The sequence below is a fragment of the Caulobacter sp. GW821-FHT10F06 genome (assembly GCF_058809215.1).
Map to the genome: position 1 here is coordinate 66,321 of NZ_JBXASK010000003.1, position 15,980 is coordinate 82,300.

The window sequence follows — 15,980 nt, forward strand, 5'->3', positions numbered from 1 at the left end:
GCGCCAAGCGGCGCCGCGGATCAATTTAAGTCGCTGTAACCTGTATCACCCAATGTGGCGAGCGTTAGGCGCAGCACGATGGATTCGTCGGACTTCAGCTTCAGGCCACCCGTAGCGACCTGGCTGTAACGGTCTTCGTTCTGGTAGATCACGTCGATCCGGATGCAGTCATCGTTGTAGACGACGCCGAAATCGCGGCGGCGCCACACCCCGGCGACCAGATCATGCTGCCCGTAGGCCGTGACGCCCCAGCGCTTGGTCAGATTGAGTTGTCCACGCATTTCGAAGGTTTCAAGCGGATTCCCACCGGCGTCCTGCTGGTCCTTGATGTAGCGAATCGACCCGTTGGCGCGGTCGCGATAGGCATCCAGGCCCGCCTCGATGCGGCGGAACTTGTTGCTGTCCTGATCGGGCGCGTAGCGGGTGCGGACAAAGGCGTTGACGCCCCGGACCGGCGTCACCGTGCCGGCCACGATCCAGTCCGAGGACTTGTTCTGCAGGCCCGAGCGGCTGGGCAGCAGCAGGTCGGTCTCCGAGCGGAAGCTGCGGCCGACCAGTAGGCTGGCGCCGCGTCCGTCGGCATAGCTGACGGTGGCCCGGCCGCCGACGTTCAGGCGCTGGCCGCCCTCGTAGAGGTCGAAGCCCGGCGACTTGTTGGCGCGGAACAGGTTGGTCTCGTCGAACTCGAACGAGGTGCTGTCCTCGTTGTAGATGTAGCTGGTCGTTCCCGACGTCCCGACCACCACCGGCACGCGCCGGCTGTCGGAGCCGACGGCGATCTGGGCCAGGGGCTCCAGCACGATGCTGCCGTTCTTCAGGGCCTTGAACAGCGGATAGCTGAGGTCGACGCCGGTCACGCCCAAGGCTCGGGAATAGTTCTGGCTGGCGCTGGCGCCGGGCAGGTCGCTGATGTGGTAGGCGTCGCCGCGGGCCTGGACGAACGGCGAGATCCGCATGCCCGACTTCAGCGTGATGTTTGAGCGCCAGTCGGCGTTGACGCTGCCGCGCTGGCTGTCGACGCCGCTGGCCGTGGCGCTGTAGGGCGACTCAGCGCGGGTCAGGACGACGCCCGAGCCCTGGACGCGCAGGCGACCGCCCAGCACGGGCACCTCAGGCTGCCAGCGGGCCTCGACCAGCGGGCCGATGAACGGGAAGACGTCGCTGTTCTCGAAGCTGGCCAGGCCGGTGACCGGATCGGTGCCCGACACCCGCAGGCCCTGCACCGAGATCGCCGAGATCGACAGGTACGACTGCTTGTCCTGGCGGGTGGTGTAGATCTGCGAATTGAGGCGGCGATCCTCGCTCGTGAACAAGCCGCGTGTCTGGTAGACGTCGTTGATATTGTAGTTGTCGAACAACAGCTTGTCGGAAACTCTTTCCGCGCTGAAGCCCCACTTCCACTCGTTGTTGATGTCGAACAGGCCCCTTGCCAGGATGTAGCTGCGCGAGGTGGCCTCGCCGAAGCGCTCGCCGCGGTTGTCGATGTCCTTTTCGTAGGTGTAGCCCACCCGCGCCTCGGCGTAGCCCGAGTAGAAGCGCTTGCGCCAATTGACGTTCAGGAACGGGTTAACACTTGAATTGATTTGGGGACTTACGACCACATCCTGAGACGGCGAGATCACGTACAGATAGGGCTGCTGGTACGACATCCCCCGGCGCTTGGAGGCGCCCAGCTTGGGCGTCAGGAAGCCCGAGCTGGCCTTGGCCTGCGGATCCGGGTGCCAGAACACCGGCAGGTACATCAGCGGCGCGCCCCACAGGCGAATGACCGCGTTCTTGTAGTAGACCAGTTGGCGCTGCTTATCCTGCACCACGCGGTCGGCGGCCACCGACCAGGTCGGGGTCGGCTTCTCGGCGCAGACCTCGCAGGGCGTGTAGATCGCCTGGTTCAGTTCGGTGATGGTCTCGTTGCGCTTGATCGCCGACGCGGCGGCGATCTTGACGTTCTTGTCCATCCGCGCCGAGAAGCCTAGCGCGAAGCCGGCCTTCAAATCCTTGTCCAGGGTCATCTCGTCGGCGAACTGGGCGGTGCCGTCGGCGTTGATCAGCTGCACCTTGCCCTTGGCGGTCACGACGCCCGCCTCGGTGTCGTAGACCACCTCGTCGGCGCGCAGGGTGCGGCCCTCATAGCGCGCCTCGACGTCGCCGCGCGCGGTCAGGGTGTGGGTCTTGTCGTCCCGGATCAGCAGGTCGGACTCGAGGTAGTAGCCGTCGGTCCCCAGGCCGTCGGACGGCGGGGCCTTGACCACCGGCACGGGCGGGACCTCGGCGAGGCTCTGCTGAGCGTGCGCCGCCGAGGCGGCGAGCACGAGCCCGGCGACGCCCGCGAGCAACCTCACGCGCGCGCTGAGCGACGCGCCTTGGCGCTGATCCATCATGAACGACCTCGGAGACACGGACTCAACCATCCTCGGTATAGCAAAGCAGGGTGAAGCCCGCCAAAAGCGCGACGAGCGGAGGCGTCCAAGCGGCGATCGCTGGATGCAGGACGTCAGCCTTCGCCAATGCGCTGCAAAGCTCATTGAAGAAGAAGAACCCGAAACCGAGCGCCACGCCAGAGCCGGCGAGCGCCGCCAGGCCCCCGAGACGCATCAGGCGCAGCGAGAACGCCGCCGCCAGCACCGACATGGCGGCGAAAAGCAGAGGCGTGGCCAGGATCTGGTGGAAGCGCAGGCGGAAGGCCGTGGCCGAGAAGCCGGCGTCCTCGGTGTGCTTGATCGTCACCGGCAGTCGCCACAAAGCCACAGCCTGGGGCGAGTTGAAGCGCTCGGACGCGGTGCGATCGTCGAGATTGGACGGGATCGACAGGCTCTCGGAGCGAATCGCCCCGGCGCCGGGCGTGGCCTCGCGCACGCCGATCAGCCGCCAGAAGCCGGGCTCCAGGCGCGCCTCGTTGGCCTCAATGCGGCGAGAGAAGTCCATCACGCCCTTGCTGTTGAGCGTGTAGATGAACAGCGACACGCCGCGCAGGCGGACCGAGCCCTCGATCTGGTCGCGAGCCCGGGCGTGGATGACGATCTGGGTGGTGTCGTCGCCCTGGCGCAGCCAAGTGCCCTTGGGCGCCGACTTCAGATAGTTCTCCATCATCGCGTCGCGCGTGGTCTCGTACTGCGCCGTCATCGCCGTGCTCAGCGGGTTGAGCAGGGTGATGGTCACCACGCCCATCAGGAAGGCCGCCGTGGCCGCCGGGAAGATGAAGCGCCAGGCCGAGACGCCGGCCGCGCGCATGGCGATCAGCTCGCTGCGCCGGTTGAGGCCGACGAAGGCCCCCAGGGTGCCGAACAGGAAGATGAACGGCGTCAGCACCAATATGGTGGCCGGGGCCTGCAGGATGGTCAGGTACAGCAGCTCGAGAAAGCCGACGTCCGCGCGGGTGCCGACATTGCGGGCGATGTCGACGAAGGCGATCAGCATCACCATCGAGCCCAGCACGGCCAGGGCCGCGCCCAGCGAGGCCATGGTCCGCTTCAGGACATAGCGCTCCAGCATGCCCACGCCGATCACGCCGCGCCTCCCTGGGCGGCCGCGTAGGCGCTGCGGCGGCGGCTGATGGCGACGTAGCGTGAGACCTTCTGCCGGAAGACCTGCGACAGCCCCCACCAAGTGGCGGCCATGGGCACCACGTATTGCAGGATGTTCAGCCAGGCGCTGTCCTCGCAGGCCGCCTGCACGCCGAAGCCGACGATCCGCACCACGGCGGCGGCCGCGCCGATGCTGGCCATCCGCTTGCCATAGCCCATGCGGCTGAACTGGCCGCCGATCACGGCCGCCAGGGCCATGGCCATCAGGGCGATGTTGTAGAGCGGCCCGGCGAAGCGCGAATGGCCCTCGGCCAGCATCTCGACGCGGTTCTTCTGCTCCCATTCCTGGGTCATGTCGGGGAAGAACAGCTCGTGCAGATAGCGGTCGGCGATCTTGTAGTGCAGCAGCTCGTCGCTCTGGAACAGCGACGACAGGTCGAAGGTGTATTCCTCGAACGAGGTGTATTGCAGCACGCCGGCCTTGGAGAACTGCTGATTGGACCCCTTCAGCATGATCAGCACCGGCACGCCGTTGCGGGTGGCGATCACCGCCTCGCGCGACGAATAGGTCGAGGCGCCGCCGTCGGGCCGTTCCTGGTGGATGAAGAGGTTGTGGATCAGGTTGTTGCGGTCGATCGACTGGGCATAGACCGTCAGGCCTGGACCCGGCTCGGTGAACTGTCCGGGCTGGACCAGGGTGGAGGCCACGTCGGTCTTCACCTGGAAGGCGGTCTCGCGGATCTGCCGGGCGGCCCAGGGCTGCACCCACAGGCCCAGGAACAGCGAGAACAGGGCCGCCATCACCGCCAGGCGCATGGCCGGCGAGATCACTCGCCAGCGACTCATGCCGCCCGCGAAGCAGACCACGATCTCCTGCTCGGTATGGAGCCTATTCAGCGCCACCAGCGCGGCGACGAACAGGGCGATCGGCAGCACGATGTTCAAGAGCTGGGGCAGGGCCAGCGTGATGATCTTGAGGAAAACCAACGCGCTCTGGCGTTGTTCCACCAGCACGTCGAACTCCGACAGGCTGCGCGCCAGCAAGGCGAGCGCCGCCAGGGCCGCCGTCGCCAGCAGCGTCGGACCCAGCAATTGGCGGAAGAGGTAGCGTTCGATCAGGCGCATCGAAAATGGGGTTCGGGCGAGCGGATTCGAAAAATGCGAACCCCCACGGAAGACGGGTGTTCTACACGGGCGTTTCGCATCGGCACAACCGCTCACCGCGCGAGCCGTCTCGCCGGAAGTCTTTTCTCGGGACAAGGGTTGGACTATGCCGCCTGATCGAGGTGAGACGGTCGTCACGGACGATCGCTTTTCGCCAAGCTGATTTCATGGAGCGCGTCATGCGTATCGAGTTCGTCCCCGCCGATGTCCAGGCCGGCGCCACGGCCGCCCTCGCGGTTCTGGCCCATGAAGCCGCGGCGCTGTCGCCGGAAGCGCGCGTGGTCGACGAGGCCACCGGCGGCGCTCTGGCGCGGGCCATCGCCGGCGGCCGGTTCACCGGCGCCAAGGGCCAGACCCTCGATCTCGTCGCCCCGCACGGCCTGGAGGCCGCTCGCGTCGTGCTGATCGGCGTCGACGGCGTTGGCGCGGTCGAGCCCGAGACGGTCGAGATCGCCGCCGCAGCCGCCTTCCAGGCCGTGAAGACCTCGGGGGTCACCGAACTGGTGCTGAAGCTGGGCGCCGACGCCGAGACCGCCGCCCGCGCCGCCTTCGGCGTCAAGCTGGCCGCCTATCGCTTCGACAAGTACCGCACCACCGAGAAGCCCGAGAAGAAGCCCTCGGTCCAGGTCGTGAAGGTGGCCGCCGCCGATCCGGTCAAGGCCGCCAAGGTGTTCGAGGGGCTGGACGCCCTGGCCGAAGCCATCCTCTTCAGCCGCGACCTGGTCTCCGAGCCGGCCAACATCCTGCATCCCGAAGAGTTCGCCGCCCGCGCCAAGAGCCTGGAGAGCCTGGGCCTGGAGGTCGAGATCCTCGGCGAGGCCCAGATGGCCGAGCTGGGCATGGGCAGCCTGCTGGGCGTCGGGCAGGGCTCCGTCCGCGAGAGCCAGTTGGTGATCATGAAGTGGACCGGCGCGGCCGATAAGTCCGCCCAGCCCATCGCCTTCGTCGGCAAGGGCGTCTGCTTCGACACCGGCGGCATCAGCATCAAGCCGGCCGACGGCATGGAAGACATGAAGTGGGACATGGGCGGCGCCGCCGCCGTGACCGGCGTCATGCATGCCCTGGCGGGCCGCAAGGCCAAGGTCAACGCCATCGGCATCTTGGGCCTGGTTGAGAACATGCCCGACGGCAACGCCCAGCGTCCCGGCGACGTGGTCACCTCGATGTCGGGCCAGACCATCGAGGTCATCAACACCGACGCTGAAGGCCGCCTCGTTCTGGCCGACGCCCTCTGGTACTGCCAGGACCGCTTCAAGCCGCAGTTCATGATCGACCTGGCCACCCTGACCGGCGCGATCATCATCTCGCTGGGTCATGACTACGCCGGTTTGTTCAGCAATAACGATGGCTTGTCCGAGAAACTTCTTGCCGCTGGCGCCGGCGAGCGCGAGAAGCTGTGGCGCCTGCCGCTGCCGGCCGCCTATGAGAAGCAGATCGAGAGCCCGATCGCCGACATGAAGAACATCGGCGGCCGCCCGGCCGGCTCGATCACGGCGGGCCTGTTCCTGCAGAAGTTCGTCAACGGCACGCCGTGGGCGCACCTCGACATCGCCTCGGTCGCCTGGCGCAAGCCCTCGACCGACCCCACCGTGCCGGACGGCGCGGTCGGCTTCGGCGTGCGTCTGCTCAACCGCTTGGTCGCCGACGCCTACGAAAGCTGACGCCCTCATTGTCATCCCGGACGGCCTTCAGGCCGATCCGGGACCGCAAGATAAGCCGACGCTCGCCGCGGTCCCGGGTCTTCGTTACGCTGCGCCTGGGATGACAGGGAAACTTGAATGACCGACAGCCCCTGCGAGGTCTGGTTCTACCATCTGGAGCGGAGCGGCCCTGAACAGGTGCTGCCCGAGCTGCTGGAAAAGACTCTGGGGCGAGGCTGGAAGGCCCTGGTGCGCGGCGTCGATCGTGTCCGCATGGAGGGTCTCGACGGCCATCTGTGGACCTATCGCGACGAGACCTTCCTGCCGCACGGCCTGGCCAGCGAGCCGATGGCCGAGCGCCAGCCGGTGCTGCTGACCGACCAGCCGGACAACCCGCCGGGGCGTGACGCGTTGTTCCTCATCGACGGGGCCGAGCCGGGTGATCTGGCCGGCCTGTCGCGTTGCATCCTATTGTTCGACGGGCGCGACGAGTCGGCGCTCGCCCAGGCCCGGGGCCGTTGGGCGGGTTTCAAGAAGGCGGGCCACCCAGTGTCCTACTGGCGCCAGGCCGAACGCGGTTGGGAGAAGCAGGCATGAAGCGTTTGATGATGGCGGGCGCGGGTCTGGCGATGGCGATCCTGGCCGTGTCGTGCTCCAGCGCGCCGCCGCCCGCGCCTCTGCCGCCTCCGGAAACCCCGGTCGCGCCGCCGCCGGTCGCCATCGCGCCGCCCCAGCCCAAGGACCAGTGCGGCATGGCCGACGCCAAGGCCTTCGTCGGCAAGAAGCGCACCGACCTGCCGGCTCCGGTCGACCCGACCCGCTGGCGCGTGGCCTGCACGACCTGTCCGGTGACCATGGACTTCCGGCCCGACCGCCTGAACATCCTGTTCGACGCCGACACCGGCGTGGTCAAAGAGGTCAAGTGCGGATAGCCGCGCGATAAGTCTTCGAAACACCTTGGCGGACGGGAAGGGATCGGACAGGCTCGACGAGGGCGGTCCGAACGGAGGGGGCATGAGCAGTCAGGATCACGAGGGCGGCGAGCGAAGCTCGCGGCGACGTTCCAGTGCGTCATCCTCGTCTTCGTCCTCCGCGTCGTCGAGGAGCGCGTCTAAAAGCGCCTCGAAGGGCAAGGCGGCCGGGCCGCTGGTCGCCATGCTCGCCGTGGCGGTCGTGGCCGGCTTCGCCATCGGCGCGGTGACCATCATGCTGTTGCCGTCGTCCGACGGTCGCGCCCGGCCGGGTGCGGTGGGCGCGGGCGTCGAGGAGGCCTATTCCAACGGCGGGGCCAGCGGCTATCTGGCCCCGGGCGCGGTGCAGCCCCTGCGCCTGCTGCCGGGACCGCCGGCGGCGGGCTCGGCCCAGGACGCCGCCGATCGCCAGACCTTCCTCAAGACCCGCGCCTTGCGCGGCACGCCGCGCTGGAGCCTGGCCCAGGCCGACGCCGATCAAAGCGTTCCGGCCACCCTGAAGGCCTTCAGCTGCGCCCTGGGCGTGGACCTGGGCCCAGCCAGCGCGCCAGCGACCAACGCCATGCTGGAGCGCTTCGCCCGCGACCAGGCCCCGGTGATCGAGGCGGCCAAGGCGGGCTTCAACCGCTCGCGGCCGTTCCTGAGCAATCCGGGCGAGATCTGCATTCCCAAGACCGACCAGCTGATGCGCAGTCCCGACTATCCGTCGGGCCATGCCGCCTGGGGCTGGGCCGTGGCCCTGCTGCTGGCCGAGGCCGCGCCGGACAGGGCCGACGCCCTGCTGGCCCGCGGCCGCGTCTATGGCGAAAGCCGCGTCGTCTGCGGCGCCCACAGCGCCAGCGCGGTCGACGCCGGTCGCCTGGTGGGGGCGGCGATGGTGGCGGCCGTGCACGCCGCGCCCGATTTCCGCAGCGATCTGCTGGCCTCGCGCGTCGAACTGACTTCTTTGGCCCGCTCGGGCAGCGCGCCCTCGGCGGCCGCCTGCGCGGTCGAAGCCCAGGCGGCCAAGGTCACGCCGTGAGACCTTCTGTCGCTTTGCCGCGCGAAACGCGCGTGTGGAAGTGACGGCGGCGAAATGGAATAAGGGTGCGACCGCGCGGATTCTCCGCCTGACACCGGACTCATGACCCTGGCGCCCAGCCCGCTCGTTTCTCGTCACGACACGCTGCGGACGATCGCGGCAGCGCTGATCTCCGGCCTGGGCTTTGGCCTGCTGGCCTATCTCTGCGTCGAGATCCCCCGCGCCTACAATCAGGTGACGCCGATCTGGCTGTCCAACGGCTTCGTCGTGGCGTGTCTGCTGGCGGTCGATACCCGCCGATGGGCCTGGATGCTGGCCGTCACCCTGGCGGCGGGCCTAGTGGCCGGGCTGCACGCCGGCGACTCGGTGGCGATCAACTTCGTCCTGATGCCCAGCAACGTCTTCCAGGTCTGGGCCTGCGCCTGGACCGTGCGCCGGGTGCTGGGCCGCCATATCGACCTTGGCCGGCCGCGCGACATGATCGTCTTCGTCGGCCTGGCCGGCTTCCTGGTTCCGACGGTCACCGGCGCGGCCTCGTCGCTCTACCACACCGCCACGCGAGGCGGGGACCTGTGGGGTAACCTGGTGGTTTGGGTGCTGGGCGACATCCTGGGCGTCCTGACCCTGACGCCCTGTCTGCTGGTGCTGAGCCAGGCCCGGGCCTATCTGCGCGAGCGGCCCTGGTCGCGGGACGGGGTGCTGTCGATCCTGGTTCTGGTGGTCGCCACCGACTGGGTGTTCCTGCAGAGCCGCTATCCGCTGCTGTTCGTGGTCCCGCCGCTGATGCTGCTGGTCGCCGCGCGCCAGGAGGTGATCGGCGGCGTGCTGGGCGCCACCCTGGTGGCGGCCGTGGCCGTGCTGGCGACCATGTCGGGACACGGACCGATCCAGCTGATCGAGGGCGCGGCCGAGCAGTCGCTGGTGCTGCAGCTGTTCCTGGCGGTGTCGATCTTCGTCAGCCTGCCGGTGGCCGCCTTCCAGCGCCAGCGGCGGCACATCCTGGACGATATGGCCAAGGCCAGCGAGGCGGTGGCCCGCAGTGAGGCCCGCTATCGCGTGCTGACCGAGAACGCCCTGGACGTCATCGTCCACAGCGGCCTGGACGGCAAGGTGACCTACATCTCGCCGGCGGTGACGGCGGTGCTGGGCTACACGCCCGAGGAAATGATCGGCACGCGCGCCATCGAGCTGGTCCATCCCGACGATCTCGACCAGGTCATGAAGATCAGTCAGGAGCAGGTCAGCGGCCGCGTGGTCGGCGCGCCCGACCGCATCGAGTACCAGGCCTATCGCAAGGATGGCGCGCTGATCTGGCTGGAGTCCCGCCCGACCCTGGCGCGCGACCCGGTCAGCGGCAAGAAGATCGGCATCACCGACATCGTCCGCGACATCACCGCCCGCAAGAAGCTGGAGCACGACCTGCGCGAGGCCCAGGCCCGGGCCGAGGCCGCCGCCGCCGCCAAGGGCGAGTTCCTGGCCAATATGAGCCACGAGCTGCGCACGCCGCTGACGGCGGTGATCGGCTTCGCCAACCTGGTCGAGGACCAGCCCGAGCTCTCCAGCGACACCCGCCGCCAGGTGGCCCGCATCCTGGACGGCGGCCGCTCGCTGCTGGCGACGATCGACGACATCCTGGACTTCTCCAAGCTCGACGCCGGCCACCTGGAGTTCAAGCCGCGCCGCACCGCCGCCGCCGACCTGGTGCGCGAGGTGCTCGACATCTTCGCCCGCTCGGCCGAGGTGAAGGGACTGCGCCTGGGCGCGGAGGGGCTGGACGCCTTGCCCGAGGGCCTGTGGCTGGATCCCGAGCGCCTGCGGCAGGTGCTGGTCAATCTGGTGGGCAACGCCATCAAGTTCACCGAGGCCGGCTATGTGACGGCGCGGCTGGCCTATGACGCCGGCGATCAGAAACTGAACTTCGAGATCATCGACACCGGGCGGGGGATCGCGCCCGAGGATCTGCCGCTGCTATTCATGCGGTTCTCGCAGCTCGACGTCTCGATCAGCCGGATGCACGGCGGCGCGGGTCTGGGCCTGGCGATCAGCAAGGGCTTGGTCGAGCTGATGGGCGGTCAGATCGGCGTCGAGAGCCAAGTGGGGCAGGGCACGTGCTTCGCCTTCGACCTGCCGGCCCCCATCGTCGCCGAGCCGGAGCCCGAGGAACACGCCGAGCTGCCCAGCCTGCCGGTCGGCTGCCGGGTGCTGGTGGTCGACGACAACGCCGCCAATCGCGAGCTGGTCCGCACGGTGCTGGAGGCTTTCCAGGCCGAGGTGTCAGAGGCCGTCGACGGCGAGGAGGGCGTGATCGCCGCCCAGGCCGAGATCTTCGACGTCATCCTGATGGACCTGCGCATGCCGCGCCTGGACGGCGCTCAGGCGGCCGAGCGGATCCGGGCGGGGCGTGGTCCCAGTGCTGGCGCGCCGATCATCGCCTTCTCGGCCGACGTGCGGGCGGGCAAGCCGGCCGCGGTGTTCGACGGGGCGGTGCCCAAGCCGATGACCGTGGCCTCGCTGGTCACGGCGATCGCCCTGGCGCTGGCGGCCTGACCTACCAGCGGCCCTTGCAGCAGCCGCCGCCACCGCTGTGTCCGCCGCCCTTGGTCGAGCCGCCCACATGGACGCTGACCGACGACGAAGCGCTGGCCCGGGCGCTGGACGACGCCGTGGCCGAGCCATAGGCGCGGCTGGCGCCCCAGGCCGAGGCCGAACCGCCCGACGCCACGCGCGGGATCCAGCCGCCGCCAGCGCCGTAGCGGGCCGTGGTGCCGTAGATGTTCAGGCCCGTTATCAGATAGTCCGGCTGGCCGGTCATCGGGTTGTAGTCGTAGGCCTGGCCATAGGCTTGCCCCTGCCGCCAGCGGCTTTCCTCGCTGCTGCTGGAATAGGATTCCGACTCGTAGCTGCTCTCGCTGGACTCGTAGACGACTCCGCCGCGACGTTCTTCATGCCGCTCGTCGCGGCGCGGCGGCGTACGGTCCACATAGACCGGACGCTCGATATAGACGGGGCGGTCGACCGGAACCTCGACGCGCTTCTCGATCACCCGGTCCACCGGCCGGTCGATATAGACGGGCTTTTCGATCACCTTGACGACCGGCACCTCGACGCGCTTCTCCACGATCCGCTCGACCGGGCGGTCGACGAACACCGGGCGATCGACGGGGATCTCGACGCGTTTTTCGACCACGCGATCGACGGGGCGGTCTATATAGACGGGCTTCTCGACGATCTTCTCGACCGGATGGTCGACATAGACCGGGACCTTGACGATCTTCTCGATCACCACCGTCCGGGCCGGAGCCCGCCGCACGGGCTTGGCCTTGTGTCGCACGACGGGACGGGGATTGGGCGTGTAACTGACGCCGGCCGGGAAGCCGTCGGCCAGGGCCGGCGTGGCCACGAACCCCAGCGCGCCGATCATCAGGAAGCTCTTGAAGGTCATCGCAGCGTACTCGCACTGTCCCGCAAAGGGACTCCGTGCGCGACCGCCGCAAGAACCGGGCCCGATCAGGCCTCGGCGGCCGCCAGCTCCTCGGCCAGGCTCATCCACGTCGCTTCGGCCTCGTCCAGTTTGGACTTGGCGTTGTCGCGGCGCTTTGTGAACTCCGCCAACTTGGTCGGGTTCTTGTAGAGCTGCGGATCGGCCAGCTGGGCGTCGAGCTCGGCGAGCTGTCGGGTCGTGCGGGTGACGACCTGCTCGGCGGCTTCGATCTTGCGCTTCAGGGGCTCGATGGCCACCGTCTTCTTCGGCGCGGCGGCGGGTTCGGCGCCCTTGGCCGGCTCGCGCGCCACCTGAGTGGGCTTCACCGACTGCTTGGCGCGGTCCAGCACGAACTTGGCGTAATCGTCCATGTCGCCGTCGAAGGGCTTCACCGTGCCGTCGGCGGCCAGCCATAGGCGGTCGGCCACCAGCTCCATCAGCGAGCGGTCGTGGGTGATCAGGATCACCGCGCCCATGTAGTCGTTCAGCGCGTCCAGCAGGGCCCGGCGGCTGTCGATGTCCAGGTGGTTGGTCGGCTCGTCGAGGATCAGCATGTGCGGCGCATCCATCGCCACCAGGTTCAGCAGCAGGCGCGCGCGCTCGCCGCCCGACAGGCTCTCGACCTTGGTCTCCTGCTTCTCGAAGCCCAGCCCGAACTGGGCCAGTTTCGAGCGGCGCGAGCTCTCGGACGCCTCCGGCATGGCCCGCCGGATGATCTCCAGCGGCGTGTCTTCGGGATCCATCGCCTCGATCTGGTGCTGATGGAACCAGCCGACCTTCATCTTCTTGTCGCGGTGGAATTCGCCCGACTGCACGCCCAGCGCGCCGGCGATCATCTTGGCGAAGGTCGACTTGCCCGCGCCGTTGACGCCCAGAAGACCGATGCGGTCGTCCAGGTCCATGCGCAGGTTGAGGTTCTTGAGGATCGAGCGGCCTTCCTCGTAGCCCACATTGGCCCGTTCCAGGCGAATGAGCGGCGGCGGCAGCGGGCGCGGCGGCGAGGGCAGGGTGAAAGGCGCGACGCGCTCCTCGATCGTGGTGGACACCGGCTCCATCTTGGCCAGGCGCTTCATGCGCGACTGGGCCTGAGCGGCCTTGGAGGCCTTGGCCTTGAAGCGGTCGACGAAGGCCTGCAGGTGGGCGCGCTCGGCGTCCTGCTTGGCCTTGGCCGACAGTTGCAGGCGAGCCTTCTCGGCGCGGCGCTTTTCGAAGTCGTCGTAGCCGCCGGTGTAGAGCTCCAGCTTGCCGCCGGCCAGGTGCAGCATGTGCGTACAGCTGTTGTTGAGCAGCTCGCGGTCGTGGCTGACGATCAGGGCGGTGTGCGGGTACTTCTGCAGGCGGGCTTCAAGCCAGAGCGCGCCTTCCAGGTCCAGATAGTTGGTCGGTTCGTCCAGCAGCAGCATGTCGGGCTCCGCGAACAGCGCCGCAGCCAGGGCCACGCGCATGCGCCAGCCGCCCGAGAACTCGCTCATCGGCCGGGCCAGGTCTTCTTGGGAGAAGCCCAGGCCGACCAGGATTTCGGAAGCCTTGGCGGGCGCCGCGTCGGAATCGATCTCGATCAGCCGGGCCCAGATTTCGCCCATGTCCTCGGGATCGGCCGTCTCCAGCCGCGTCAGCAGGCCGTGGCGCTCCTCGTCGGCCTCCAGCACCGTCTCCAGCAGGGTGAAGGGGGTGGCGGGGTGCTCCTGGTCCACCGAACCGATGCGCGCGGCCTTGGGCAGGCTGATCTCGTCGTCGCCGGCGTGCAACTGGCCCAGGATCAACTTGAACAGCGTCGACTTGCCCACGCCGTTGCGACCGATCAGGCCGACCTTGGCGCCGGGCGGCAGGCTGACGCTGGCGTGGTCGAAGAACTTCCGTCCCCAGGCGTTAAAGGTCAGGTCTTTGATCTGAAGCATTTGATTTTGAAGGTACGCGGCGGGTTGGCGGGGAGGGAGCGCCCGGCTATAAGCCCGCAACCTCCCAATTCACAACTTTATGTGTGAGATATCTTCGTGACCGAACGCACCTTCTCGATCATCAAGCCGGACGCGACGCGTCGCAACCTGACCGGCGCCATCAACGCGGTGATCGAGGCCGCTGGCCTCCGCATCGTCGCTCAGCGTCGCGTGAAGCTGACCGAAGCCCAAGCCAAGAAGTTCTACGAAGTGCACGCCGAGCGCCCGTTCTACGGCGAACTCGTCGGCCAGATGACCGCTGAACCCGTCGTCGTTCAGGTGCTGGAAGGCGACAACGCCGTCCTGAAGTACCGCGAAGTGATGGGCGCGACCAACCCGGAGAACGCCGACGAGGGCACCATCCGCAAGCTGTTCGCCCTGTCGATCGGCGAGAACTCGGTCCATGGTTCGGACAGCCTCGAGAACGCGGGCATCGAAATCGCCCAGTTCTTCAAGGACGAAGAGATCGTCGGCTAAGGCTTTCACGCCTTACGAGACGCGAAAGGCCGGGGCGAAAGCTCCGGCCTTTTTCGTTGGGCGATCGCGCCGAGCATTCCAATCCCCGACCGCCTTCCTATTCTGCCGCCGACGAGAGTCGCGCGGGGGAGCGAGGGTGGCGAGACGGAGGATCATGGCGCTCGGCCTGCTGACCGCCGTGCTTATCACCGGCGCGCCGGGCGTCGCCCTCGCTCAGGCCACGACATCCGTCGACGATGTCGTGCTTTCGCCCCAGGCCAGCGGCCATTGGCTGCGGGCCGAGAGCGACCACGTCATCGTCTATTCCGACGAGCGCCCGGAGGTTCTTCGCCGGGTGGTGACCGACCTGGAGGCGCTGGATGCGACGCTGCGCGCGCTCTACGGCAAGCAGGACGGGGCGTCGCCGCGCAAGTTTCCGATCTACCTGGTCCGGCCCGTCGATCGCGGCGAGACCGCCAACGAGACCTATCGCCGTTTCCTGCCCGGCGCGCCCGTCACATCGCTGTTCATGACCGTGGCCGAGCCCGATGACATCTTCGCCGTCGTGGTCCGCGACAATTTCCGGTTCTTCGCCAAGACGGACCACACCGAGGGCGACGATGGCGTGCTGGGCGCCTATGCCTACCACTTCTTCAGCGAGAACTTCCCGTTCCGCCAGCCGCGCTGGCTGACCAAGGGCGCGGCGGTCTATTACAGCGCGATCGACATCCGGGCGGACAGCGTCGTGATCGGCCAGACGCCCGCGCTGTTCGACAACGCTCAGGTGTCGCGCAATCTCAAGACGGTTCCCAACGTCATCGCCGAGCGCGGCGACGACTGGAGCTACGCCGACAAGCAGCGCTACGACGCGCAATCGGCGCTGCTGGTCCGCTATCTCTGGGCCGACGCCGACCGCAAGGCGCGGCTGGCGACCTATCTGGACCGCATCGAGGGCGGCGATCACGACCTGAAGGCGGCCTGGAGCGAGGTGTTCGGCCAGCCGATCGAGACCTTGGAGACGTCGCTGGAGGCGTTCCTGCGCACCGCGCCGGTGCTGACGACGGTCCCCCGTCCACCGGCGCCGCCCGAGATCAGGATCCACCGGATGCCGGCCGGCGCCAACGACCTGATCCTGGAGCTTCAACAGCTTAAGGCGGGCTTCACCGTCGATCGGGCGGGCCTGCTCAGGCGCTTCCGCAAGGCCGCGGCGCGACGTCCGGACGAGCGCTACAGTCGCCAGGCCCTGGCCCGGGCGGAGATCACCATCGGCGACCGCGACAAAGGCGAGCGCCTGCTGGAGGAGCTTCTGCAGGAAGACGCCGGCAACCTGGAGGCCCTGCGGCTGATGGGGTCCAGCAAGCTCTATCGGGCGGTGGCGGACCGCGATCACCGCGTGCAGCTGCAGGCGGCCGCGAGCGTCTATCTGCGACGCGCCCAGGCCATCGAGCCCGACGACTACCAGACCCTGTTCCTGCTGGCTCAGACCATGGCCACGGGCGACACGCCATCGCCGGAGCGGCTGGCCCTGCTGCGCCGCGCCGTGAGCTTGGCGCCGGAGGTGACCAAGATCCGCCTGGTCGCCGCGGTGGCCTCCCTGATGGCCGACGACACCCAGGGCGCGTTCCTGCTGCTCAAGCCGATCTCGGCCGATCCTTATGGCGGGCCCGAGGCCCGGAAGGCCAAGCAGCTGCTGGACGTGATGGCGCGCGTCGCGGGGCCGGCCCCTGTTCCTGGAGGCTCACCTCCGCGTTGAAGAAACCTTCACCGCCTTCGGGTTACACAACCTGTG

Annotated in this window: 12 protein-coding genes; 7 read left to right on the forward strand and 5 right to left on the reverse strand. The window is 68.2% G+C overall.

Annotated elements, in window-relative coordinates:
* Nucleotides 1–20 precede the first annotated feature (20 nt).
* From AC1RUS_RS06650 to lptF, 3 genes are read right to left on the reverse strand one after another with little or no spacing between them, the layout of a single operon-like run.
* Complete coding sequence (locus tag AC1RUS_RS06650) at nt 21–2,378, reverse strand: LPS-assembly protein LptD (RefSeq protein ID WP_492914296.1); 2,358 nt, start codon at nt 2,376–2,378, stop codon at nt 21–23.
* Nucleotides 2,379–2,400: 22 nt separating this feature from the next.
* Complete coding sequence (gene lptG, locus AC1RUS_RS06655) at nt 2,401–3,489, reverse strand: LPS export ABC transporter permease LptG (protein WP_492915278.1); 1,089 nt, start codon at nt 3,487–3,489, stop codon at nt 2,401–2,403.
* 11 nt (nt 3,490–3,500) lie between these two features.
* The gene (lptF, locus tag AC1RUS_RS06660) at nt 3,501–4,646 is read right to left on the reverse strand and encodes an LPS export ABC transporter permease LptF (protein WP_492914298.1); all 1,146 of its coding nucleotides are present in this window, start codon (nt 4,644–4,646) and stop codon (nt 3,501–3,503) included.
* A gap of 218 nt (nt 4,647–4,864) precedes the next feature.
* Between lptF and AC1RUS_RS06665 the strand changes: the two genes are divergently transcribed.
* The 5 genes from AC1RUS_RS06665 to AC1RUS_RS06685 all read left to right on the forward strand — a co-directional run bounded on the left by AC1RUS_RS06665 (nt 4,865) and on the right by AC1RUS_RS06685 (nt 10,864).
* Nucleotides 4,865–6,346 carry a leucyl aminopeptidase gene (locus AC1RUS_RS06665; protein WP_492914300.1) on the forward strand — a complete coding sequence of 494 codons (1,482 nt, stop codon included), beginning with the start codon at nt 4,865–4,867 and terminating at the stop codon, nt 6,344–6,346.
* A 117-nt stretch (nt 6,347–6,463) separates the two neighbouring features.
* Nucleotides 6,464–6,922, forward strand: coding sequence for a DNA polymerase III subunit chi (locus tag AC1RUS_RS06670; RefSeq protein ID WP_492914302.1), 459 nt, complete (start codon nt 6,464–6,466; stop codon nt 6,920–6,922).
* Nucleotides 6,919–7,257: a peptidase inhibitor I78 gene (locus AC1RUS_RS06675; protein ID WP_492914305.1), complete on the forward strand. Its 339-nt coding sequence runs from the start codon at nt 6,919–6,921 to the stop codon at nt 7,255–7,257. The genes AC1RUS_RS06670 and AC1RUS_RS06675 overlap by 4 nt, the downstream gene beginning before the upstream one ends.
* Nucleotides 7,258–7,480: 223 nt before the next feature.
* Nucleotides 7,481–8,317, forward strand: a complete 837-nt coding sequence (locus AC1RUS_RS06680) for an acid phosphatase (RefSeq protein WP_492914307.1) — start codon at nt 7,481–7,483, stop codon at nt 8,315–8,317.
* A 102-nt stretch (nt 8,318–8,419) separates the two neighbouring features.
* Complete coding sequence (locus AC1RUS_RS06685) at nt 8,420–10,864, forward strand: MASE1 domain-containing protein (protein WP_492914309.1); 2,445 nt, start codon at nt 8,420–8,422, stop codon at nt 10,862–10,864.
* A gap of 1 nt (nt 10,865) precedes the next feature.
* On the opposite strand, the gene AC1RUS_RS06690 is transcribed toward AC1RUS_RS06685, so the two are convergent.
* A complete protein-coding gene (locus tag AC1RUS_RS06690; RefSeq protein WP_492914311.1) occupies nt 10,866–11,759 on the reverse strand; it encodes an IMCp domain-containing protein in 894 nt (297 codons plus the stop codon).
* 65 nt (nt 11,760–11,824) lie between these two features.
* The gene (locus tag AC1RUS_RS06695) at nt 11,825–13,696 is read right to left on the reverse strand and encodes an ABC-F family ATP-binding cassette domain-containing protein (protein WP_492914313.1); all 1,872 of its coding nucleotides are present in this window, start codon (nt 13,694–13,696) and stop codon (nt 11,825–11,827) included.
* A gap of 96 nt (nt 13,697–13,792) precedes the next feature.
* Here AC1RUS_RS06695 and ndk point away from each other — a divergent pair, with 96 nt between their 5' ends.
* The gene (gene ndk / locus AC1RUS_RS06700; RefSeq protein WP_492914315.1) at nt 13,793–14,212 is read left to right on the forward strand and encodes a nucleoside-diphosphate kinase; all 420 of its coding nucleotides are present in this window, start codon (nt 13,793–13,795) and stop codon (nt 14,210–14,212) included.
* A gap of 154 nt (nt 14,213–14,366) precedes the next feature.
* Nucleotides 14,367–15,944, forward strand: coding sequence for a tetratricopeptide repeat protein (locus tag AC1RUS_RS06705; protein ID WP_492914317.1), 1,578 nt, complete (start codon nt 14,367–14,369; stop codon nt 15,942–15,944).
* Nucleotides 15,945–15,980: the final 36 nt, after the last annotated feature.